Source organism: Bradyrhizobium sp. ORS 111 (assembly GCF_045571485.1).
Lineage (GTDB): Bacteria > Pseudomonadota > Alphaproteobacteria > Rhizobiales > Xanthobacteraceae > Bradyrhizobium.
The window spans coordinates 7,669,033-7,692,119 of sequence record NZ_CP120701.1 but is presented as its reverse complement, the minus strand read 5'-3'; the positions used below and the strand labels follow the sequence as shown (position 1 = coordinate 7,692,119).

Annotated in this window: 20 protein-coding genes; 12 read left to right on the top strand and 8 right to left on the bottom strand. The window is 65.6% G+C overall.

Annotated features, from left to right (window positions below; translation table 11 throughout):
- Positions 1–30: 30 nt before the first annotated feature.
- Positions 31–558 carry a MarR family winged helix-turn-helix transcriptional regulator gene (locus tag P6U30_RS35560; protein ID WP_407167316.1) on the bottom strand — a complete coding sequence of 176 codons (528 nt, stop codon included), beginning with the start codon at positions 556–558 and terminating at the stop codon, positions 31–33.
- Positions 559–704: 146 nt separating this feature from the next.
- Between P6U30_RS35560 and P6U30_RS35555 the strand changes: the two genes are divergently transcribed.
- The gene (locus P6U30_RS35555) at positions 705–2,561 is read left to right on the top strand and encodes a feruloyl-CoA synthase (RefSeq protein WP_407167315.1); all 1,857 of its coding nucleotides are present in this window, start codon (positions 705–707) and stop codon (positions 2,559–2,561) included.
- 510 nt (positions 2,562–3,071) lie between these two features.
- Here P6U30_RS35555 and P6U30_RS35550 read toward each other — a convergent pair.
- Positions 3,072–3,596, bottom strand: a complete 525-nt coding sequence (locus P6U30_RS35550) for a MarR family winged helix-turn-helix transcriptional regulator (protein ID WP_407167314.1) — start codon at positions 3,594–3,596, stop codon at positions 3,072–3,074.
- 82 nt (positions 3,597–3,678) lie between these two features.
- Between P6U30_RS35550 and P6U30_RS35545 the strand changes: the two genes are divergently transcribed.
- The 3 genes from P6U30_RS35545 (at position 3,679) to P6U30_RS35535 (ending at position 7,413) form a co-directional block, all read left to right on the top strand.
- Positions 3,679–4,881: a cytochrome P450 gene (locus P6U30_RS35545; RefSeq protein WP_407167313.1), complete on the top strand. Its 1,203-nt coding sequence runs from the start codon at positions 3,679–3,681 to the stop codon at positions 4,879–4,881.
- 55 nt (positions 4,882–4,936) lie between these two features.
- The gene (locus P6U30_RS35540) at positions 4,937–6,154 is read left to right on the top strand and encodes an ABC transporter substrate-binding protein (protein WP_407167312.1); all 1,218 of its coding nucleotides are present in this window, start codon (positions 4,937–4,939) and stop codon (positions 6,152–6,154) included.
- Positions 6,155–6,471: 317 nt separating this feature from the next.
- A complete protein-coding gene (locus P6U30_RS35535) occupies positions 6,472–7,413 on the top strand; it encodes an IS110 family transposase (protein WP_407166174.1) in 942 nt (313 codons plus the stop codon).
- Between the two features lie 61 nt (positions 7,414–7,474).
- Here the strand turns inward: P6U30_RS35535 and P6U30_RS35530 are convergent, their stop codons facing one another.
- Entirely contained in the window at positions 7,475–8,134 is a 660-nt protein-coding gene (locus P6U30_RS35530; protein ID WP_407167311.1) for a cysteine hydrolase family protein, read from the bottom strand.
- 149 nt (positions 8,135–8,283) lie between these two features.
- Between P6U30_RS35530 and P6U30_RS35525 the strand changes: the two genes are divergently transcribed.
- Positions 8,284–9,222, top strand: a complete 939-nt coding sequence (locus tag P6U30_RS35525) for a helix-turn-helix domain-containing protein (protein WP_407167310.1) — start codon at positions 8,284–8,286, stop codon at positions 9,220–9,222.
- Positions 9,223–9,492: 270 nt separating this feature from the next.
- Here the strand turns inward: P6U30_RS35525 and P6U30_RS35520 are convergent, their stop codons facing one another.
- Both P6U30_RS35520 and P6U30_RS35515 read right to left on the bottom strand, forming a co-directional pair.
- Positions 9,493–10,767 carry an NAD(P)/FAD-dependent oxidoreductase gene (locus P6U30_RS35520; RefSeq protein ID WP_407167309.1) on the bottom strand — a complete coding sequence of 425 codons (1,275 nt, stop codon included), beginning with the start codon at positions 10,765–10,767 and terminating at the stop codon, positions 9,493–9,495.
- Between the two features lie 115 nt (positions 10,768–10,882).
- Positions 10,883–12,289, bottom strand: a complete 1,407-nt coding sequence (locus P6U30_RS35515) for a DHA2 family efflux MFS transporter permease subunit (protein ID WP_407167308.1) — start codon at positions 12,287–12,289, stop codon at positions 10,883–10,885.
- Between the two features lie 376 nt (positions 12,290–12,665).
- Here P6U30_RS35515 and P6U30_RS35510 point away from each other — a divergent pair, with 376 nt between their 5' ends.
- Both P6U30_RS35510 and P6U30_RS35505 read left to right on the top strand, forming a co-directional pair.
- The gene (locus P6U30_RS35510) at positions 12,666–12,974 is read left to right on the top strand and encodes a hypothetical protein (protein WP_407167307.1); all 309 of its coding nucleotides are present in this window, start codon (positions 12,666–12,668) and stop codon (positions 12,972–12,974) included.
- A 19-nt stretch (positions 12,975–12,993) separates the two neighbouring features.
- Positions 12,994–13,878 carry a sigma-70 family RNA polymerase sigma factor gene (locus P6U30_RS35505; protein WP_407167306.1) on the top strand — a complete coding sequence of 295 codons (885 nt, stop codon included), beginning with the start codon at positions 12,994–12,996 and terminating at the stop codon, positions 13,876–13,878.
- A gap of 321 nt (positions 13,879–14,199) precedes the next feature.
- On the opposite strand, the gene P6U30_RS35500 is transcribed toward P6U30_RS35505, so the two are convergent.
- Positions 14,200–14,751 (bottom strand): DUF805 domain-containing protein, encoded by a 552-nt coding sequence (locus P6U30_RS35500; protein ID WP_407167305.1) that lies wholly within the window; start codon positions 14,749–14,751, stop codon positions 14,200–14,202.
- Positions 14,752–15,137: 386 nt separating this feature from the next.
- Here P6U30_RS35500 and P6U30_RS35495 point away from each other — a divergent pair, with 386 nt between their 5' ends.
- The 5 genes from P6U30_RS35495 to P6U30_RS35475 all read left to right on the top strand — a co-directional run bounded on the left by P6U30_RS35495 (position 15,138) and on the right by P6U30_RS35475 (position 19,918).
- Entirely contained in the window at positions 15,138–16,310 is a 1,173-nt protein-coding gene (locus P6U30_RS35495) for an ABC transporter substrate-binding protein (protein ID WP_407167304.1), read from the top strand.
- A 250-nt stretch (positions 16,311–16,560) separates the two neighbouring features.
- The gene (locus P6U30_RS35490; RefSeq protein ID WP_407167303.1) at positions 16,561–17,478 is read left to right on the top strand and encodes a branched-chain amino acid ABC transporter permease; all 918 of its coding nucleotides are present in this window, start codon (positions 16,561–16,563) and stop codon (positions 17,476–17,478) included.
- Entirely contained in the window at positions 17,475–18,422 is a 948-nt protein-coding gene (locus P6U30_RS35485; protein ID WP_407149111.1) for a branched-chain amino acid ABC transporter permease, read from the top strand. The genes P6U30_RS35490 and P6U30_RS35485 overlap by 4 nt, the downstream gene beginning before the upstream one ends.
- On the top strand, positions 18,415–19,182 hold the full coding sequence (locus P6U30_RS35480; RefSeq protein ID WP_407167302.1) for an ABC transporter ATP-binding protein: 768 nt from the start codon (positions 18,415–18,417) through the stop codon (positions 19,180–19,182). Before P6U30_RS35485 ends, P6U30_RS35480 begins: the two co-directional genes overlap by 8 nt.
- A 22-nt stretch (positions 19,183–19,204) precedes the next feature.
- Positions 19,205–19,918: an ABC transporter ATP-binding protein gene (locus tag P6U30_RS35475; RefSeq protein WP_407167301.1), complete on the top strand. Its 714-nt coding sequence runs from the start codon at positions 19,205–19,207 to the stop codon at positions 19,916–19,918.
- Between the two features lie 148 nt (positions 19,919–20,066).
- Here P6U30_RS35475 and P6U30_RS35470 read toward each other — a convergent pair whose 3' ends face one another.
- On the bottom strand, positions 20,067–21,503 hold the full coding sequence (locus P6U30_RS35470) for a glutamine synthetase family protein (protein ID WP_407167300.1): 1,437 nt from the start codon (positions 21,501–21,503) through the stop codon (positions 20,067–20,069).
- Positions 21,504–21,617: 114 nt separating this feature from the next.
- Positions 21,618–22,976: a Rieske 2Fe-2S domain-containing protein gene (locus tag P6U30_RS35465; protein ID WP_407167299.1), complete on the bottom strand. Its 1,359-nt coding sequence runs from the start codon at positions 22,974–22,976 to the stop codon at positions 21,618–21,620.
- Between the last annotated feature and the right edge of the window lie 111 nt (positions 22,977–23,087).

Here is a 23,087-nt window from a genome sequence, read left to right as displayed (position 1 = left end):
ATTCATCGCGCTTCAGTGGCGCAAGCGTCGTCAAGTGAAGCAGGCGAGGATCTGCAGCAGCCGCGCGCGGTTCTCCTCACCGATTTTCTCCGCCACATGCCGCTCATGCTGGGCGGCGAGCCGCTTGAACTGCGCCAGCGCGGCCTTGCCTGATGCGGTCAGATGCAGCGCGTGGGAGCGGCGGTCGGTGGCGGACGCGCTGCGGCTGACCAAATTGCGCCGCTCCAGGCTGTCGAGCAGATGCACCAGCCGAGCGCGCTCGATCCCGAGCCGCTTCGCCACCGCCATCTGGCTGAGCCCCGGATTGGCGCCGATCACGGTCATGACCGAATATTGCGTCGGGCGGATGTCGGCTTCGGCGAGCGTCTTGATGAAATCCTGGAAGATCCAGAGCTGGAAACGCCGCACCGCATAGCCGGCGTGGCCGGCCAGCGCGTCGAGGCCGATCTCCCGCTCCGCGGCGACATGTGCGCCGCCATTCGCGCTGCGCGCCGCGGGGCGGCGAATTGCCACTCCTCCTCTGATCGTCTTGCGTGACGCCTGCTGCTTCCTTGCCATGACCGGATGCTAGCGCGCCGCCCGCATCAGGGAAAGATTGTTGTTGACGACAACAATCGGTGTCCGCAACATTGTGGCAAAGAGCCAGATGGGACACGCGGCACCTCGCTGCCGCGCGATCTGCGCAATGCGGGCGAGGAGGAATCATGACGATGGCGAGCGGAGACAATCCGGGCAGCCTGTTCGCGACGCCCGCGATCGTTGCCGATCATCGTGCCGACGGCAGCATCCTGATCCGTTCCACTACGCCGCTGAAGGAAAGCGCCCGCTGCGTCGGCGATTGGCTGGAGCAGTGGGCGCGGCAGGCGCCGGATCGCATCTTCCTGGGCGAGCGCGCCAATGCCGAGGTGCCCTGGACCACGGTCACCTATCGCGATGCGCTCGGCATCGTGCGTCGCGCCGCCTCCTGGATCCTGGCGCAGGGGCTGAGCCCGGCGCGGCCGCTCGTCATCCTCTCCGACAACAGCATCGAGCATGCGCTGTTCGCGCTCGCCGCCCAGCATGTCGGCGTGCCCTCGGCCGCGATCTCGCCGGCCTATTCGCTGATGTCGAAGGACTTCGACAAGCTGAGGAGTATGGTCAGCCTGCTCGAGCCCGGCGCGATCTATGTCGCGGGCACCAAGCCGTTCGCGGCGGCGCTGGCCGCGATCAAGCCGCTGCATCTGGCGACCATCGTCAGCGGCAGTCCCGATGATGCCGACGCATTGCCGTTCCGCAGCATCGCGGCGACGGCGGAAACGCCTGACGTCGCAACGGCGTTTGCGGCGGTGACACCGGATACGATCGCAAAATTCCTGTTCACCTCGGGCTCAACCGGTACGCCGAAGGCAGTGATCAACACCGAGCGCATGCTGACCTCGAGTCAGCAGGCCAAGGCGCAGACCTGGACGTTCCTGGAATCCTCTGCCGACGATCTGATCATCCTGGACTGGCTGCCTTGGAGCCACACCTTCGGCGCCAACCACAATTTCAACTTGGTGCTGCGCAACGGCGGCACGCTCTATATCGACGGCGGCAAGCCTGCGCCCGGCCTGTTTTCGACCTCGCTCGCCAATCTGCGCAGCGTGGTGCCGACGGTGTATTTCAACGTGCCGCGCGGCTTCGACATGCTGATCGCGGCACTGCGCACCGACGAGGAGCTGCGCCGCAAGTTCTTCGCGGGCACCAAATTCGCCTTCTATGCCGGCGCGGCGCTGCCGCAGAACCTCTGGGATGCGCTGCAAGGGTTGTCACTTCAAACTGTCGGCCGCCCGCTGCCGATGGTCTCGGCCTGGGGGTCGACAGAGACCTCGCCGCTTGCGACCGATTGTCATTTCCTCGCCAAATGCTCCGGCAATATCGGCGTGCCGATCCCCGGCACCGAGCTCAAGCTGGTGCCGTCAGGCGACAAGTTGGAGGTGCGGGTGCGCGGCCCGAACGTCACACCGGGCTACTGGAAGGCGCCGGGTCTCACGGCGCAGGCCTTCGACGAGGAGGGGTTTTACCTGATCGGCGATGCCGTCACCTTCGCCGATCCCGACAGGCCCGAACTCGGCCTATTCTTCGACGGCCGCGTCGCGGAGGACTTCAAGCTCAATTCCGGCACCTGGGTCTCTGTCGGCACACTGCGCGTCGCCGGCATTACGGCGCTGGCGCCGCTCGCGCAGGACATCGTGGTGTCAGGTCATGGCCGCGACGAGGTCCGCTTCCTGGTGTTTCCGAATGTCGCCGCCTGCCGCGCGCTGGCCGGCTTGACCGAGAACGCCGACATCAGGGATGTGATCGGCCATGCCGATGTTCGCAGCGCGATCGCGCTGGGGCTGGCGAAGCTGAAGGCGCAGGGCGGCCATTCCTCCGGCCATGCCACCCGCGCGCTGCTGCTCACCGAGCCCGCCTCGGTCGACGGTGGCGAGATTACCGACAAGGGCTACATCAACCAGCGCGCCGTGCTGACCCGCCGCGCCGCGGCGGTGGCGGTGCTGGAGAACGATGCGGCGGTCGAGCCGATTGCTTGTGCGGGGTGAGCTTGTTCGTCATCCGAGACGATTAGGATTAGGCTCCGCTCCAGCCGCGTTGGCAGTGCGTCCTTCTCGGGGGATGGCCGGGGTGGGGGCTCCTTCACGGGTCCCGCTGTGGAGAGCGACTGTAGCCCGGACGCAGCGAAGCGAAATCCGGGGCTTCACCGCGGACGGTCCTGACCCGGATTGCGCTGCGCTCCATCCGGCTACCCGCCTTTCGCCGTCTCGAAGTCGCCCTCGCGCAAGCGGGCGAGGTGAACCCAGGAGATTGCGCCGACGCCCGTAAGCCCCTGGACTCCAGGGTGTACTTCCTCTTGCCGCGCTGCACGCGCCGTTTTTTAGTTGCCTTGGCAACTAAGCTGTGCGAGCTTGGCCGCCAATCGGGCAGGGCCGGTCAACGGCCACGCGTTTGGGAGGAGAATGTTGCGCAGCGCAGCGCGATCGGCACGAACTATTGTCGCAGGCCTTCGGAGTGTCGCGGTACTGCAACGGACCGCGTACGGCTCCGCCGCGCGCTCAGGTCGGGCTTTGCCCGGTCACGTTGCCGAGATTCTCGTGCAGCCGGCGCAGCAGGTCGATCAGCACCTCCCGCTCATCCTTCTTCAGGCAGGACAACAGCCGCCGCTCGCGCTCCAGCGCCGCGACGATCACCCTGTCGTGGACGGCGCGGCCGCGGGCGGTCAGGGCGATCGCATGGGTGCGGCCGTCGTCCGGCGCGGTGCGGATCGTCACCAGCCCGCGCTTTTGCATCGCCGCGAGGTTGCGGCTGACCGGCCCCTTGTCGAAGCCGATGACCTGGCAGATCCGCGAGGCCGGAATGCCCGGCTCGATCGCGAGCTGCGATATGATCCGCCACTCGGTGACATTGACGCCAAAATTCTTCTGGTAATAGGCGGTCGCGCTGTTCGACAGCTTGTTGCCGATAAAGGTGACGAGCCCGGGCACGTAGCGGTTGAGGTCGAGCAGCGGGCCGTTGGCGGCCTCTGCGGGATCGGCCGGTTTCGGCCGGCGGGGCTTTCGGGGAAGGGGCTGACTGCTCATCTCTCGAATCATCGCTGCGAAACCGTCCGGGAGCAATAGACATGCGCTCCTTCTTGACAAGATCAAACCTCGGGAGGTCCTGATGACTGCAACAGCCAGTGCGTCCGTTCCGCATCTCGACGTCGACCCGTTCGCGCTCGACTTCTTCGCCGACCCGTTCCCGACTCATGAGCGGCTGCGTGAGGCCGCACCCGTGGTCTATCTCGACAAGTGGAATGTCTATGGCGTGGCGCGCTACGCCGAGGTCCATGCCGTCTTGAACGATCCGGCGACCTTCTGCTCCAGCCGCGGAGTCGGCTTGAGCGATTTCGCCAAGGAGAAGCCGTGGCGGCCGCCGAGCCTGATCCTGGAGGCCGATCCGCCGGCCCATACCCGCACCCGTGCGGTGCTGAGCACGGTGCTGTCGCCGACCGTGATGAAGCAGCTTCGCGGGCGGTTTACCGCCGCGGCGGAGGCCCGTGTCGATGCGCTGTTGGAAAAGCGTCGCTTCGACGCGATCGAGGACCTTGCGGAAGCCTATCCGTTGTCGATCTTCCCGGATGCGCTCGGCCTGAAGCCCGAGGGCCGCGAGCATCTGCTGCCCTATGCGAGCCTGGTGTTCAACGCCTTCGGCCCGCCGAACCTGCTCCGCGAGGAGGCCATCGAACGCTCGGCGCCACATCAGGCCTATGTTGCGGAGCAGTGCCAGCGCGACAACCTCGCGCCCGGTGGCATCGGCGCCTGCATCCATGCCCACGTCGACAGCGGCGCCATTACCGAGACCGAAGCGCCGCTGCTGGTGCGTTCGCTGCTGTCCGCTGGTCTCGACACGACCGTCAACGGCATCGGCGCTGCCGTCTATTGTCTGGCACGCTTTCCCGACCAGTTCGAAAGGCTGCGCGGCGATCCGACGTTGGCGCGCAACGCCTTCGAGGAAGCCGTGCGGTTTGAAAGTCCGGTCCAGACCTTCTTCCGCACCACCACCCGCGATGTCGAGCTCAGTGGCGCCAGGATCCCGGAAGGCGAGAAGGTGCTGATGTTCCTGGCCGCGGCCAACCGCGATCCGCGCCGGTGGGAACAGCCCGACACCTACGACATCACGCGTCGCACGTCGGGCCATGTCGGTTACGGCTCGGGCATCCACATGTGCGTCGGCCAACTCGTCGCCCGCCTTGAAGGCGAGGTGATGATGGCGGCGCTGGCGCGCCGCGTTGCCAGGATCGAAATCGTCGGCGAGCCGAGGCGCCTTTTCAACAACACGCTGCGCGGGCTGGGCAGCCTGCCGGTCGAGATCACGCCAGCCTGACGAAGACTAGAGACCGGCAAGTGGCTGGCTGAGGAACGAGGAAACGGAGGGGACGATGAGGGGCTTTGGGGTTGGTCTGGCGCTGGCGCTGGCATTGGCCTGCGCCGTAGGGACCGCGCGGGCGGAGATTTCCGACAACGTGGTGCGGATCGGCGTGCTCAACGACATTTCCGGCATCTTCCAGGACACCAACGGCATGGGCTCGGTGGAAGCCGCGCGCATGGCGGCGGAGGATTTTGCCGGCGGCGGCAAAGGCATCAAGGTCGAGATCGTCTACGCCGACCACCAGAACAAGGCCGACGTGGGCTCGGCGATCGCGCGCAAATGGCTCGATGTCGAGGGTGTCGACGCCATCGTCGACGTGCCGAACTCGGCGGTCGGCCTCGCCATCAACACCATCCTGCGCGACAGCAGAATGACGTTCCTGGCGTCCTCGACCGCAAGCTCCGACCTCACCGGCAAGGCCTGCTCGCCGAACACCATCCAATGGGTCAATGATGCATGGGCCACCGGCAACACGACTGCGGCCGCGATGATGCAGCGCGGCGGCAAGGACTGGTATTTCGTCACGGTGGACTACGCGCTCGGCAAGGGCATCGAGGCCGAGGCGACCAACTACATCGAGAAGCACGGCGGCAAGGTGCTCGGCTCCAGCAAGCATCCGCTCGGCACCTCCGATTTCGCCTCCTTCCTGCTGCAGGCGCAGAACTCCAAGGCCAAGGTGATCGGGCTCGCCAATGCCGGCGGCGACACCATCAACGCGGTGAAGCAGGCGGCCGAGTTCGGCATCCAGCAAAGCGGCCAGACCATGGTCGCGTTCCTGCTGTTCGTGAATGACATCCACGGCATGGGCCTGAAAGTCGCGCAGGGCCTGCAACTGCTCGAAGCCTTCTACTGGGACATGAACGACGACACCCGCAACTTTGCCAAGCGCTTTGCCGCCCGTCCCGGCATGAACGGCAAGATGCCGAGCGGCAACCAGGCCGGCGTCTACGCCTCAACGCTCGCCTATCTCAACGCCGTCGCCGCCACCGGCAGCGACGACGCCAAGGTAGTGGTGCCGCAGATGAAGACCTTCAAGGGCAAGGACAAGCTGTTCGGCGACGTCACCATCCGCCAGGACGGCCGCGTCATCCATCCGATGTATCTGTTCGAGGTGAAGAAGCCGGAGGAGTCGAAGTATCCGTACGACTATTACAAGCTGATCGCGGCGATTCCCGCGGATCAGGCATTCCGGCCGCTCGCCGATGGCGGGTGTTCGCTGGTGAAGTAAGGACTGCTGTTGCCTCGCTCTCGGTTCGCCTCGCCCCGCGTGCGGGGAGAGGCCGGATCGCATCGACGGATGCGATCCGGGTGAGGGGGAGTCTCCGTGAGTTGCTCTCGTGGATGGAGCCCCTTGTATCTGCACGGCCATGATTTGTGCGATGGAAGCGACTTGCGCTTTGGCCGGTGGCCACCGGCCAAAGCGCGTGGCGATGTCGCCCGTTTGCCCCTCCGGCTACAACCGTGGGTGAGCTCTGGGATCTTCGCCATGTCACGCATGACCGAACAGTCGCTTGAGTTCCGATCGCATGGACAAGGCAGGTTACCGTGAAGAAGACGATTTGTGGAGTGGACGTTTCGAAGGCCAGGCTCGATGCCTGTATCGAACCCGGACAACGGTTTGCGAGCTTCGATAATGATGCCGCAGGCATTGCCAAGCTGGCCGCGTTCTGTCGCGAGCACGCCGTCACGTTGGCGGTGATGGAGGCCAGTGGCGGTTACGAGCGAGGGGTGTTCGTCGGGCTCTGGGAGGAGGGGATCAGTTGCGCGCTGACCAATCCCCGCAGCGTCCGGCGCTATGCCGAGGCGATGGGCATTCTGGAGAAGACCGACCGGATCGATTCCTCGGTGATTGCCCGCTTCGCCCATGCCAAGAACTTGGCAGCGACCCCGCTGCCAAGCGAAGCCCAGCAGCGGCTGAAGGCCCTGGTGACAAGGCTCAGACAGGTCACCGACGATCTGACCGTCCAGAAGCAGCGCCGCGCCAGCATGTTCGACAACGGCGAGATGCGTGCGAGCATTGACGAGGTGATCGTCCTGCTGAAGCGCCAATCCCTCTCGCTCGAAGGGGAGATCGCTTCGATGATCGATGACGACCCGCTGTGGGCAAAGCTCGCCGAGACCTGGCGCGAGATGAAGGGCGTTGCCGGACGGACCGTCGCCCGCCTCCATGCCGAGCTGCCGGAGATCGGCACGGTGTCCAACAAGGCCATTGCCAAGCTTGCCGGTCTCGCCCCGATCGCCAATGACAGTGGCAAGCGCAAGGGTAAGCGACCCACCCGCGGCGGCCGCGCCGGCGTCCGCTCCATCCTCTTCCTCGTCGCGGCCATCGCCGCCCGCTACGACAACAGCCTCGGCGAGTTCCGCGACCGGCTGCTCAAGGCTGGCAAGGAGAAAATGGTCGTGCGCATTGCGCTCGCCCGCAAGCTCCTGGTCCGCCTCAACGCCAAAGCACGCGATGCGCGTGCCGCTTACCCCAATGCAACTTGACAATCCAGATAGTCGCTCACCCCAGCCCTCTCCCCGTAAGAACGGGGAGAGGGAGAACAGCCTACGCCGCCTTCGCCGCTCCATCAGCCGGCTTCACCCGCGCCAGCATCTCCGTGGCCGTCATCACATGCGCCGTCGAGAACGCCAGGATCGTCAGCGTGGCGCGATGCACCTCTTCGGCCGACATCGCGCCCTGGCCGACGTCGGGATAGTCGAACGTGCCGGTCGCGTCCGACAGGAACACCACCTTGTAATTGTGGAACATGGCGTCGCGCGCGGTGGCGTGGCAGCAGTTCTCGGTCGTGGTGCCCGAGATGATGACCGTGGTGATGCCCCATTCGCGCAGGATGAGGTCGAGGTCGGTCGAGAAGAACGCGCTGTAGCGGTGCTTCTTGATGACGTGCTCGCCCGGCGCAGGCGCCAGGTCCTTGAAGATCTCGACGCCGTCGCTGCCGTCGACCAGCGACGAACGGTCGGCGATCGGCGCATAGAGGTCGTCATACAGCCCCATGTCGCTGCCGTCGCGGCGATGGACGTGGGCGGTGTAGATGACGCGGATGCCCTTGTCGCGGCAGGCTTCCAGGGTCTGCGCCAGCCGGGGCACCATCGCGGCGGCCTGGGCCGAGCGCAGCTTGGCGCCGTCGGCCACAAAATCGTTCTGCATGTCGACAACGATCATCACGGTACGGGCCGGATCGATGATTTCGCATTGGTAGCCCATCGGGTGTCTCCTCTCCTGGTGGGAGACATCTTCTACATCGGCTGCGGCCGCAGCTCTTGGCTGCGCTTGCCAGTCGCTGGACTCTGCTTGCCAGAACCGGGCGGCGGACGCAGAATATCCGGCGCCGGGTTGAGCGGGAGCATGGTCCAGTGCAGGCCCACCACCACACAGTCGCGGTCAGGCCGGGTGACAGCTTCGATCGCTGGCATCACGTCACCTGCCGCGAGTTCTCGCTGACCGAGTGCCGCCGTCTGGCGGATGACGCGTTTCAGGCCTCGATCGCGATTCACCATTTCGGCCCGCTGGTCATCAACGACATCTGGTCGAAGACTGCGGCCGCCGATCGTATCAGGGTGATGCGCAGTTCGGGCGACACGAGAAAGGATTCGCGCGATTATTTCATGCTGTGGCTGACGCTGCATGGCGAGGTCAGCTTTGCGCAGAACGGGCGCGACGCGCAGATGCATCGCGGCGATCTGATGTTGCACGACCAGTCGCAGCCCTTCACGCTCGAATTCGCACCGCAGGCACACGCGATCATGGTGTCGATCCCGCGACCGCTGCTGGTGTCGCGGCTACCGGACGCGCACCGCCTGACCGCGCGGCGGATCGGCCGCGACTCGAAGGTCGGTGCATTGGCGAGCTTGTTCATCCGCCAGCTTGTGCGGTTCGATGATGACGCCGGGCCCGCAGCCATCCGGCTCGGCGCCGCCGCGCTCGACATCTTCGCGACAACGCTGCAGTCAGAACTGACCGACGACTCGCTTCGGCATGGCGACGAGCGGCTGGCGCGGGTCAAGGCCTACATGCTGGCCCATCTCGACGACCCCGGGCTCGATCTCGACAGCATTGCCACCGCACAGAACCTGGCGCCGCGCACCCTCAATCGCCTGTTCGCACGCGAGGGGACGACGCCGATCCGCTGGCTCTGGCAGCAGCGCCTCGCCGGCGCCTACAGCGCGCTAGCCGAGCGGCGCTTCGCCCACGTCACCGACGTTGCGCTCGCATTCGGCTTCAGCGACGTCTCGCATTTCAGCCGCGCGTTCAAAATCGCGTTCGGCCGCTCGCCGCATCACGTGATGGGGTGAGGCGAGTCTGTGTCCATTGGCTCCGCTATGCCCCTCTCCCCTTGTGGGAGAGGGCTGGGGTGAGGGGTATCTCTCCATGCGGCGCACCGCGAGGAGAGACCGCAACCCCTGACCCGGAGCGCATTCCGCTTCGCTTCATGCGTTCCGGGCCTCTCCCACAGGGGGAGAGGCGAACCGAGTGCGCAGCCGATTGCCCCGTCCCCTTGAGAAGCGCGGGATGCGCGTTTCAGAATGACGGAACGAGAATTGCGCCTATCGCCGGCTGCACGCCTACTGCCCCACCTTGCTGCTGCCTTGCGTGATCAGCCGTGCGGCGCGCTGATTGCGGGCGTGGATCCAGAGCCAGCTCAGTGCGACGCTGAGGCGGTTGCGCAGGCCGATCAGGAAGTAGATGTGGGCGATGCCCCAGATCCACCATGCAAGCGCGCCGCGCAGCTTGAGCCAGCCGAAATCGATCACCGCGAGCCGCTTGCCGATCTGGGCGAGGCTGCCGGCGTGCTTGTAGCGGAACGGCGGCAACGTCCTGCCCGCGAGCCGCGCCTTGATCATGGCTGCGACGTAGCGGCCCTCCTGCTTGGCGGCCGGCGCGATGCCGGGCACCGGATTGCCGTCGGGGTCCTTGATCGTGACGGTGTCGCCGACCGCGAAGATCTCGGGATGGCCCGGTACCGTCAGATCGGGTTCGACCTGCAGGCGGTAGGCGCGGTCGGCTGGCGCGTTCAGCCATTCGGCGGCACGCGAGGCGCGCACGCCGGCGGCCCAGACGATGGTGCGTGCCGCCAGCGTGTTGCCGCCATAGACCACGCCGTCGGCTGAGCATTCCGTCACCGCTTGGCCCAGTATCACCTCGACGCCGAGGCTCTCCAGCGAGCGCTGCGCATAGGCCGACAAGTCCTCGGGAAAGCCCGCCAGCACGCGCGGGCCGGCCTCGATCAGCACCACGCGCGCCTTGCGGGTGTCGATGTGACGGAAATCGCGCGGCAGCGTGTCGTTGGCGAGGTCGGCGATGGTGCCGGCCATCTCGACGCCGGTCGGGCCGGCGCCGATCACGACGAAGGTGAGCAGCGCCGCGCGTCGCTCCGGATCGGTCTCGCGCTCGGCGCGCTCGAAGGCAACCAGGATGCGCCGCCGCAGGGTGGTGGCGTCCTCCAGGGTCTTCAGTCCCGGCGCGAACGGCTCCCATTCGTCATGGCCGAAATAGGCGTGGCGCGCGCCGGTGGCGAGAATCAGCGTGTCGTAGGGAACGTTCTCGCCGTCATCGAGCAGCACACGTTTTCCTGCGACATCGACGCCGTTCGCATTGGCAAACAGCGTCGTCACCTCGTGGCGGTCGCGCAACAGATAACGGATCGGCCAGGCGATCTCATTGGTCGCAAGCGACGCTGTGGCGACTTGGTACAACAGCGGCTGGAACAGGTGGTGGTTGCGGCGGTCGATCAGCGTGATCTCGACCGGCGCGCCGGCCAGCCCGAACGCGGCCTCGATCCCTCCGAAACCGGCGCCGACGATCACCACACGATGAGGTTTGGCCGGCGCGTCTGTCATCCGATTTTGTCCCCGGTTCGAACGGCTTCGTCACCTGCGATTATGTATTCATTCGCAGCTCCATTCCAAGACGAATTGCCGGATCGCCCGATAGCGAAACCCTATCGTCATGGCCTCACGCATCCTGCGGTGCGGCCGCGGCCAGCGCGCGGTGGCGTGCCGGCAGAACAAGTCCCGCGGCCGCACCGGCCAGCGACAGCGTGGCGGCAAGACTCATCGCCGCGGCAAATCCGCTCGCGAAATGAACGGCGGAATCGGCAGCGCCAGTGGCGGAGAACTCCGCCACCAGCGCGGCGATGCCGAACATCCCGCCGAGGAAGCGGCCCATGTTGAAGGCGCCGGAGGCCTTGCCCATCTCGGTCACCGCCACTGCGCTCAGCACCGCGTTCTGCGCCGCCGGCATCGCCATCGAGACGCCGACGCCGGCCAGCACCAGCGGGGCGACCAGGGCGGAGTAGGGGACGGTGGGGCTCACGATCTCGCTGATGCAGCCAAGCCCGATCGCCTGCATCAGCAGGCCCGTCACCACCAGCGGCCGCTCGCCGAACCGGTTGACGACGGCGCCGGCGACCGGCGCCGTAACGAACAGCGTCGCGGTCCAGGGCAGCAGGCGAAGCCCGGCGCTGAAGGCGTCGAAGCCGAGCGTGGTCTGCAGGAACTGCGGCAGCAGGAACAGCACGCCATACATCGCGGCATAGAACAGCACGCTCGCGGCCATGCCGGATGCGAACGCGCGCGACGCGAACAGCCGCATCGGCAGCATCGGCGTTGCCGTGCGCAATTCCCACAGCACGAAGCCGGCTGCGAACACGATTCCGGTGGCCAGCGTGCCCACCACCTCGGCGCTTAGCCAGCCGACGGCGTTGCCGCGCAGCAGGCTCCAGACCAGCGCCAGCGCGGCGACGGCAACCAGCGACAGCCCGGTAATGTCGAGCGGTGCGGCCGGGCCAAAACTTTCGCGCAGGCGCGTCAGCACCAGCGCGATCACGATCAGGCCGATCGGAAGGTTGATCCAGAAGATCCAGCGCCAGCCGAGATGGGTGGTGATGAAGCCGCCGATGGCCGGGCCGACGATCAGCGCGCATCCGGTGATGCTTGAGAAGATGCCGAGCGCGCGGGCGCGCTCGTCCCGGCCGAACGCGCCGCTCAGGATCGCCATCGCCAGCGGCATCACGAGCGCGGCGCCGGCGCCCTGCAGCGCCCGGGCGGCGATCAGCGCCTGCACGTTGCCGGCCAGCGCGCAGGCGGCCGATGCGACGACGAACAGGGCGATCCCGGCTGCGAACATCCGCCGCCGACCGAAGCGGTCGCCGAGCGCCGCGCCGGTCAGGAGCAGCACGGCGAAGGTGAGGTTGAAGGCATTGACAGTCCATTGCAGCGTCTCCACCCGGCTGCCGAAATCGGCGCGGATGGTTGCGAACGCCGTCGTGATGACCATGGCGTCGAGCGCCATCATGAAGGATGCCAGCGCGGTGACGCCGAGCACCCAGAGCTGCCCGGTGCGAGAGATCGGGGTCTGCATGTTTGCTCTCCATTGCCGCGCCGCCCTGTTGCGGCGCGCTTCATCGCCAAGACGAGGCGGGAGGGGCAAAGGATGCGGCGCGAAATTATTTTTCCCGGACCGCATCCTTTGCCGGCCGGCAAACGTCCTTGGGGAACGATGAGATGAGGTTGAACAGCGGCCGCGGCGACGGTGCGCTCCCTCTCCCGCTTGCGGGGGAGGGCTGGGGTGGGGGCTCTCTCCGCGAGTCACGTTGTGGAGAGAGCCCCCACCCGCATCGCATCTTCGATGCGATGCGACCTCCCCCGCAAGCGGGAGAGGTCGACTTAGCCCGCCGCTCGACCGATTCACTCATCATGCTTTAGGTGACGACAACACTTCCCAAGGAGTGAGACCCATGAGACGGACCCTGATCAGGTACAAGGCGAAGCCGGAGATGGCGGATAGGAATGCCGAGCTGGTGAAGGCGGTATTTGCCGAGCTGAAGGCGGCGCAGCCGGACGGCGTGCGCTATCTGACACTGCGGCTGGAGGACGACACCTTCGTGCACTTTGTCGAGGCCGCCGCCGAGGACGGCTCGAGCCCGATCCCGAAGCTTGCCGCGTTCCAGGCGTTCCAGGATGGTATCCGCGACCGCTGCGCGGAGCCGCCCCTGGTGCGTAGCGCCAGCATCGTCGGCAATTACCGTATGCTGGAGGAGTCTTGACCGGGTCCGGAGTGGAATGATGTCAACATCGCCTGCCGTCGATATCAACCAGCACCTTTCGGCATTGCGCCCGAAGCTGCATCGCTATTGCGCGCGCATGGTCGGCTCGGTGATCGACGGCGAGGATGTGCTGCAGGACGCGCTGATCAAGGCGGTGGAAGCGTTCGCTTCCGCCGCCCCGATCCAGAACGTGGAGGCCTGGCTGTTTCGGATCGCCCACAACACCGCGCTCGACTTCCTCAGGCGGCGCAACCGCCAGGAAGCACTCCGCTCGCCGGAGGAGGTGGACATGATGACCGGAGAGCTCGATGACGTCACCCGCCGCGAGATCGCAGCGGCCAGCCTGCGCACCTTCATGCGCCTGCCGGTGGCGCAGCGCTCGAGCGTGATCCTGATGGACGTGCTCGGCTGCTCGCTGGCCGAGGTCTGCGACATCATGGATTTTAGCCTGCCGGCGGTGAAGGCGGCGCTGCATCGCGGCCGCACCCAATTGCGCGCATTCGCCGGCGAGTCGGACGATGCACCGCGGCCCGGCCTGTCGGAGACGGATCGGATCCGGCTCAACGCCTATGTCAGCCGCTTCAACGCCCGCGACTTCGACGCTATCCGTGCCATGATCGCCGACGATATCAGGCTCGAGCTAGTCAACCGCACCAGGCTGAACGGCAAGGCCGAGGTGTCGCGTTATTTCGGCAACTATTCCAAGGCCACCGACTGGCATCTGGTGCCGGGGCAGGTCGAGGGACGCGCCGCTATCCTGGTGTTCGATCCCAACGAGGCGAACGCGCCGCCGACATATTTTATGCTGCTCGACTGGTCGGCCGACAAGCTCGCCGCCATCAGAGATTTCCGCCACGCGCCCTATGCGATCGACGGCGCGGAGTGGGCGGTGGATGCGGGGTAGTCCCGCCACGCTGTAAATCGTCATTGCGAGCCAACGGGTCGCGCGAACGCGTGCCCGATGACAGGCTCCGCGAAGCAATCCATCACACAGCAAGCCGAGAGATGGATGCTTGGTCGCGAGCTTCTCGCACTGACGATCGAGAGTGCGCATTCTACTCTAACACCGTCATGCTGAGGTGCGAGCGGAGCGAGCCTCGAAGCACGACGGCCACCAGCGGGGCCGAGCATCCTTCGAGACACCGCTTCGCGGTTCCTCAGGATGACGGTTCAGACGGCTTGTGCCAGGACGACGCGTGAGGATGCAGCGAAGCGCGAGGACACCCTACTTCGCTCGCCCGCCGAATTCGCCGTTGGCGATGCGCGCGATGCGGTTGGTGGCTGCGGCTGGTGTGCTGCTGTTGCGCCGAACATCGTCCGCCGTCCCGCTTTGGTCGCGCGGCAGTAGCGATGTCGCGTCGGAATGACCGCTCGGCCAGACGAACAAGGCCAGCATGAGGGCGGCATTGATGAGCCCGCCGATCAACGTTCCACTGACCTGCGGATTGATCGCCCATTCCGGATGTCTGCTGGCGACCAGCCTGTCGATCACGATGAGCACGACCCATCCCACCATCACGCACACCGGATCCCATCCGATGTCACGGACCCGCATCGATTGCAGCATGAAGCTGACCGCAAGCGCGGCAAAGAAGGCGATCTGCATCGGGCCGCTGCCCGCGGCTTGCACCAGCAGCACGTCGATCCTGCCGCTTCCCGGCATCGTGCCGGTCACCCCATAGGCCAGCAGCACAAGGCCTGCGACTAGCGTGAAGATGCCGAGCACAAAAGGCGCCCGGCTGATCCGGGCGTTGAAGCCGAACAGGTAACCCAGCATATGACGCGTCCTTTTCGCCTGACCGTCGCCTCGGACTGCTTTCCAGACCGTGAAAGCGCCGCGATCTGGCCGGCGCGTGGTTTCCGTTCGCTTTATTGAACGCGTCGATTCTGCTGCGCTGCGCCACGGAGCGCAGGGCCACCTGCGACAATCGTTGCCCTCGCAACCGGCATTATATTTCTTGCCACGGCTGGTTTGTACGAATTATGGTGCAAAGTGCTGGGGTATGCGCCGAAGGTTCTAAACGAGGGCCGTCGGTTCATGCTTGCTGTAGACTTGCGATTTCGCGCACAAAACAAGGCATCGAAAAACGACGCGCAAAGCGTGACGCCGCCCCGGGCCGACGACGAGGCCCGGCAGGATATTGGTTGAGGAGGGGAGTGACTATGAACAAGGCATTTTGGCTGGCAGGCGCCATGGCCATGGCGCTGGCGCAGCCGGCGACCGCGGCCGACACCATCAAGATCGGATTTGTCTCGACCTTCAGCGGCCCGACCGCCGTGATCGGCAACGACATGCGGAATTCCTTCGAGCTCGCGCTCGACCATATGGGCCGCAAGATGGACGGCAAGCCGGTCGAGGTGATCTACGAAGACGACCAGCAGAAGCCCGACATCGGCAAGCAGAAGACCGAGAAGCTGGTGCAGTCCGACAAGGTCGATTTCATCGTCGGCTACATCTGGTCGAACGTGCTGCTGGCTTCGCTGAAGACCGCGGTCGATAGCAAGACCTTCCTGATCTCGGCCAATGCCGGTCCGTCGCAGCTCGCCGGCGAATTGTGCTCGCCTTACGTGTTCTCAACCTCCTGGCAAAACGACCAGACGCCCGCGGCGATGGGGCTCTACATGAACCAGAAGGGCGTCAAGTCGGTGTTCCTGATCGGCCCGAACTACGCCGCCGGCAAGGACATGCTGGCGGGCGTGAAGAGCACCTTCAAGGGCAAAGTGGTCGGCGAGGAATATACGGTGTGGCCGAGCCAGCTCGATTTCTCCGCCGAGCTCACCAAGGCGCGCAACTCGGGCGCGGAATCGATCTTCGTGTTCTATCCCGGTGCGGCCGGCGTCCAGTTTCTGAACCAATACGCCCAGGCCGGCATCAAGCAGCAGATCCCGCTCTATACCGCCTTCACCGTCGACGAATTGTCGCTGCCGCTGCAGAAGGACAATGCGATCGGCATCCCCGGCGCGCAGGAATGGGTCAACGACCTGCCGAACGAGCAGAACAAGACGTTCGTCGCGGATTATCACAAGAAGTATCCCGGCCTGCGCCCGACCTATTACGGGGCCCAGGCCTATGACGCCGCCCAGCTCATCAACAGCGCTGTCGTCGCGGTGAAGGGCGACCTCACCAAGAAGGACGCGATGAAGGCGGAGATGGAGAAGGCCAACTTCAAGTCGCTGCGCGGCCCGTTCAAGTACGGCAACAACCACATCCCGATCCAGAACTTCTATCTGCAGGACGTGGTCAAGGGCGACGACGGCCAGCTCTCGCTGAAGACGGTCGCGACCATCGTCAAGGACGACCAGGACAAGTTTCACGACAAGTGTCCGATGAAGTGATTTTTGGGTGATCTTGGCGCGCGGCTTGCTTCCTAGTTACCTCGCCCCGCGTGCGGGGAGAGGTCGGCGCGTGGCGCCGGGTGAGGGGGGACTCTCCACGAACCCGGTCTGCGGAGCCGCCCCTCTCCCCAACCCTCTCAGGGCGAGCCCTGCTCGTCCCGGCCCCGCGAAGAGCGGGGCGAGGGAGTCCACGTGAGCGGCGGCGCATGCGCGCTGCCGCTGTTTTGTTTCAGCCCAATGTGAAACGTCCATGTATCTCGTCGTCGAACAACTCCTGAACGGCCTGCAATTCGGCCTCCTGCTGTTCCTGCTGGCGGCTGGGCTAACACTGGTGTTCGGCATCATGGACTTCGTCAATCTGGCGCACGGCTCGCTCTACATGATGGGCGCCTATTTCGCCGCGACGTTCGTGGCGTGGACCGGCAGCTTCGTGCTCGGCGCGCTGCTGGCGCTCGGCGCCACGCTGCTGCTCGGCATCGTGCTCGAATATGTCGCGTTGAGACATCTCTATGGCCGCGACCATCTCGACCAGGTGCTCGCGACCTTCGGCCTCATCCTGTTCTTCAACGATGCTGTGCGGCTGATCTGGGGCCCGGCCGGCCTCGCCCTGCCGCTGCCGGCCTGGCTCACAGTGCCCGTGCAGATCATTCCCGGCGTGTACTATCCGGCCTATCGCCTCCTGATCATCACCGTCGCGCTGGCGGTTGCCGCGCTGCTCTACCTCGTCGTGATGCGCACCCGTGTCGGCATGCTGATCCGCGCCGGGGCCTCCAACCGCGAGATGATCGGCGCGCTCGGCATCAACATCAAGCTGCTGTTCACACTGGTGTTCGGCCTGGGGGCCGCGCTCGCCGGCCTTGCCGGGCTGATGCAGGCGCCGATCCTCACCGTGCAGATCGGCATGGGCGAGAACATCCTGATCCTTGCCTTCGTCATCATCGTGATCGGCGGCATCGGCTCGATCCGCGGCGCGTTCCTGGCGGCGATCTTCGTCGGCATCATCGACACGATGGGCCGCGCCTTCCTGCCTGACCTCCTGCGCAAGGTGTTGAGCGGCGCTGCGGCCTCAACCGCGGCGCCGGCGCTGTCCTCGATGCTGATCTACCTCCTGATGGCGATCGTGCTGGTCGTGCGGCCGGAAGGGCTGTTTCCGGCGGCGAAGCGATGATGCCCAAGCTCAACCTCTCCAATCTGGTCGCGGCGCTGCTCTGCGCCGCCCTAGTCCTGCTGCCGGTCTATTCGGCGGTGAGCGGCAACATCTTCATCCTCACGCTGTTCACCCGCATCGTGATCTTCGCGCTGGCGGCCGCGAGCCTGAACCTGATCATGGGCTATGGCGGCATGATGAGCTTCGGCCACGCCGCCTATCTCGGCATCGGCGGCTATGCGGTCGGCATCCTCGCCGCGGAAGGCATCGGCTCCGGCTTCATCCAGTGGCCGGTGGCGCTCGCGGTCTCGGCGCTGTTTGCGCTGGTGATCGGTGCGCTCAGCTTACGCACCCGCGGCGTCTATTTCATCATGATCACATTGGCCTTCGCCCAGATGGCCTATTACGTGGCCTCCGGCCTGTCGCGCTACGGCGGTGATGACGGCCTCACCATCTACAAGCGCAGCGACTTCGCCGGCCTGATCAACCTGTCCGACCGCACGCAGTTCTACTATCTCTGCCTGGCCTGCCTGTTCGGCGGCCTCTATCTGATCTGGCGCATCGTCAATTCGCGCTTCGGCCTGGTGGTGCAGGGCGTCCGCTCCAACGAGCAGCGCATGCAGGCGATCGGCTTCCATGCCAACCGCTACCGCCTGGTCTGCTTCGTCATTGCCGGCACCATCTGCGGGCTGTCGGGCGCGCTGCTCGCCAACAACACCGACTTCGTCAGCCCCGCGGTGATGTACTGGACCCGCTCCGGCGATCTGATGGTGATGGTGATCCTGGGCGGCATGGGCTCGCTGTTCGGTCCCGTGCTCGGCGCCATCATCTATCTGGTGCTGGAGGAGCTGCTGTCGCAGTTCACCGAATACTGGGCGTTGATCATGGGGCCGCTGCTGCTTTTGATCGTGCTGTTCGCGCGCGGCGGCATCATGGGCCTGCTCGGGAGGATGGGCCGTGTCTGATCCCTTGCTCCGCGTCGACAATCTGGTCCGCCGCTTCGGCGGCATCACCGCGACCGACAACCTTTCGCTGGAGGTTGCACCGGGCGAATTGCATGCCATCATTGGTCCCAACGGCGCCGGCAAGACCACGCTGATCAGCCAGCTCACCGGGCAGTTGATGCCGAACTCCGGCACCATTCAGTTCGGCGGCCGCGACGTGACGCGGCTGCCGTCCTACAAGCGCAGCCGGCTCGGGCTGGCGCGCTCGTTCCAGATCACCTCGCTGCTGAAGGATTTTTCGGCGATCGACAACGTCGCGCTCGCGGCCCAAGCCCATGACGGTCACTCCTTCCGCTTCTGGGGCAATGCGCGGAAAGAGCCGCACCTGCGCGAGGCTGCGCGCGCCGCGCTGGAGCGCGTCGGCCTCGGCATGCGCGCCAATGTGCTGGTCTCGCAACTGAGCCATGGCGAGCAGCGCGAGCTCGAGCTGGCGGTCGCGCTCGCCACCAGGCCGCAGCTCCTGCTGCTCGACGAGCCGATGGCCGGCCTCGGCGTCACCGAATCCGCGCGGATGGTCGCGCTGCTCAAGGAGCTGCGCAAGGAGGTCACCATCGTGCTGGTCGAGCATGACATGGAGGCGGTGTTCGCGCTGGCCGACCGCATCACGGTGCTGGTCTATGGCCGCGTCATCGCCTGCGACGTGCCGGACGCGATCCGCAGGCACGAGGAGGTCAAGCGCGCCTATCTCGGCGAACAGCATGCGGTGACGCGCCATGACTGAAGCAAAATCGGCTGAGACCAAAATGGCTGAGACCCTGCTCGACGTCGATGCGATCGAGACCTGCTATGGCCTGAGCCAGGTGCTGTTCGGCCTGTCGCTACAGATCAAGGCGGGCGAGATGGTTGCGCTGATGGGCCGCAACGGCATGGGCAAGACCACCACCATCCGCTCGATCATGGGCCTGACGCCGGCGCGCTCAGGCGCGATCCGCTTTGCCGGCGAACAGGTACGGGGCCTGCCGTCCTACAAGATCGCCAAACTCGGCATCGGCCTCGTGCCGGAGGGGCGCCAGATCTTCCCGAACCTGACCGTGCGCGAAAATCTCGTGGCGGCCTCCGGCAATCGCCTGGGCAGCCGCGATCCGTGGACGCTGGACAAGATCCACGCGCTGTTTCCGCGGCTCGCCGAGCGCGGCAGCAATATGGGCGTCACACTCTCCGGCGGCGAGCAGCAGATGCTCGCGATCGGCCGCGCGCTGATGACCAACCCAAAGCTCCTGATCCTCGACGAGGCGACCGAAGGCCTCGCGCCGCTGATCCGCGACGAGATCTGGAGCTGCCTGTCGATGCTGAAGGGGCAGGGCCAGTCGGTGCTGGTGATCGACAAGAACGTCGAGAACCTCGCCCGCATCGCCGACCGCCATTACATCATCGAGCGCGGCAAGACGGTGTGGAGCGGGACGAGCGAAGCGCTGATCGCCGAGCCAGATTTGCAGCACAAGTACCTGGGGATTTAGAACACCGTTCTCGCACCAGCGTCGTCCCGGCGAAAGCCGGGACCCATACGCCGCGGCCTCTCGTTTGGCTCCGCGGGGAGCCGGCTGTGCAAACCAAATACCGGCTGTGGTTATGGGTCCCGGCATTCGCCGGGACGACAATGGGCCCTCAAAACATCTCGAAATATTCGCGATGTTCCCAATCGGAGACCTCGGCCTGAAACCGCTCGATCTCCGCGTTCTTGATGTGGACGTAGTAGTCGACGAACTCCGGCCCCAGCGCCTGGCGGAAGAACGGATCGTCCTGCAGCGCGAACACCGCCTCGCGCAGCGATTTCGGCAGCAGCGCGGCCTTGGTCTCGTAGGGCGTATCCGCCGACGGTCCGGGATCGAGCTTGCGGTCGACGCCGTCGAGACCGGAGAGGATCTGGCTCGCCATGTAGAGATAGGGATTGGCGGCCGGCTCGCCGATCCGGTTCTCCAGCCGCGTCGCGGGATCATCAGCGCCGCCGAGCACGCGGATCATCACGCCGCGATTGTCGCGGCCCCAGATCGCGCGATCCGGCGCCAGCGAGTAAGAGCGGTAGCGCTTGTAGCCGTTGATGGTCGGCGTCGTGAACACGGTCGAGGCCCGCGCGTGCTCGATCAGGCCGGCGAGATAAGTGCGGCCGAGCGGGCTCAAGGGCTCGCCGGTCTCCCTCGCCATGAAGGCGTTCTCGCCGGTGGCGCGCGACACCAGCGACTGGTGCAGGTGCCAGCCGCTGGCGAACACGTTCGGCAGTTTCGGCCGGCACATGAAGGTGGCGTGATAGCCATGGCGCCGCGCGATCTGCTTCACCGCGGAGCGGAACAGCACCATGGTGTCGGCCGGCGCAAGCCCCGTCGTCGGCTGGAAGGTGAACTCGCACTGGCTCGGGCCGAATTCGACCTCGACCGAGCGCAAGGGCAGGCCGAGCGCGAGGACATCGCGGCGGATGATCTCGAGCGCCGGCTCCATCAGGTCGTAGCGCTGCTCGGTGAGATACTGATAGCCCTGCGACAGCAGGCTGACATCAGGCGGCCGTCCCGGCTGGCCGGCATCCTCCGGCGCCATGTGGGCGTCGTCGAGCTTGAACAGATGGAATTCGACCTCGAGCCCGGCGACGAAGTCGTAGCCGCGGCCGGCGAGCTGATCGAGCACCTTGCGATAGAGATTGCGGGTCGCGAACGGCACCGGGCGGCCGTCGCTGAAATAGAGGTCGCACAGCAGCCAGCCGGTGTTGGGCGCCCAGGGCAGCACGCGGAACGTGGTGGGATCGGCGACCATCAGCACGTCGGCCGCGCCCTCCATCTCCTTCATGCCGAAGCCGCCGCCGGCGGTGAACACCGGAAACACCGTCTTGTGCGAGGTGTCCTTGGCCAGCATCGTCGTGGTGATGGAGCAGCCGCCCTCGAGCGAACGCACGGCTTCGCTTGCGATCAGCGTCTTGCCGCGCAGGATGCCATGCTGGTCGGGGAACGACAGCCTGACGACTTCGAGGTTGTTCTCCTCGACGATACGGCGAAGGCGCTGTGCGGCCTCCTGCTGCTCGTTCGACCACAGGCCGTGGTGCTCGACAAAGCTCACCGCGTCACTCCTTCCCCGCTGTCGTTCCGGGATGATCCGAAGGACCAGACCCGGAACCTCGAGATCCCGGGTTCGATGCTGCCGCATCGCCCCGGAATGACAATGTCACGCATATCACTCCGCCGCCGTCAGATGAGGCACCTTGCCGGCGATCTCACGTGGCACGGGGGCGGCCCACGGCGCGCCGCGGCGGCGCTTGACGTCGACCTCCATCCAGTAGAGCTCCCAGCCCTGGGTCGGGCCGATGCCGTCCATCGTCGCCGGGCCCTGAATGCTGCGCGCGGTGGCGTCGTCGAGGAACAGCATCGGCTTCTCGCCGCCCGCGACCTTCTCGATCTCTTGCCGCAGCAGCCGGCGATACTGCACGATCGCCTTGTCGCTCTGGCCGAGATGCTCGTTGGTGCGGTCCTGGATCGGGCCCATCGATTCCACCGCCCACTGGTCGTGGACGTTGATGTCGGTGCCCATGCCGGTATAGGTCGCGGTCGCCTGCTCGTGCGGGTCGAAGCCGTAATCGTTCGACTTGTTCTTGCGCGACTTGTAGTCCGGCAGCTCGTAGAGCTCGAGCCGCTGGTCGCGCATCTTCTGCTTGTCGACCGGGTTCGTGTAGCTGGTGAAGATCGCGTACCAATAGCAGTTCTCGTCATCGACGGGGACGTGCCACTGCGTGATCGTCATCTCCGTCGACATCGGGATCACGAAGCCGTGCGGGAATAGCTGGTTGGTGACGCGCACATGAGTGCGCTCGCCATCCAGCTCGCGCAGCGCGATCAGTCGCAGGCCGTATTCGGTGTGCTCGACATTGATGATCGGGCGATCATATTCGCGCAGGATCTTGGTCATCGGCATGTCGCTGCTGGCCGAGGCGCCGCGAAACTGCTTGCCATAGGCGGCCGACGTATCCTCGTCCACGAAGAAGCGATGCAGATAGGAGGCGTGCGCCGGGTCGATCCCGACCTCGAGCGCCTGCAGCCAGTTGCAGTTCATGTGGCCCTTGAACGCGAAGGTGTGGCTGTCGGGCGCGACGAAGCAGTCGAGCTCGGGAAACGCCGGCGGCGCGCCTTCGCCGAGAAAAGCCCAAAGGACGCCGCTCTTCTCGACCACCGGATAGGAGCGTTGTTTGATCCCCTTGCAGAGCTGCGAGCCTGCCGGCTCGGCCGGGGTCTCGATGCATTCGCCGCTCGTGTCGAACAGCCAGCCATGGAAGGCGCAGCGCAGGCCGCCATTCTCCAGCCGGCCGAAGGCGAGGTCGGCGCCGCGATGCGCGCAGTGACGGTCGATCAACCCGTAGCGGCCGTCCGCGCCGCGAAACAGCACCAGGTTCTCGCCGAGCAGCCGCACGGGGCGCACCGGGCGCGGCCCCTGCAACTCGTCCACCAGCGCCGCCGGCTGCCAGTACATCCGCATCAGCTTGCCGCATGGGTCCTTACGGCCGGTGCGGGTGATCAGGTCGTTCTGCTCCTGGCTCATCATGGCGGCGTCTCCCGGATTTGGATTGTTCGCCTATTGAACGAATGTGCGAATTATGCCATGTCTGATTGGGACAGCAAGTCCAATTTTTGAACCGTTCAAAGCCGCAAACCC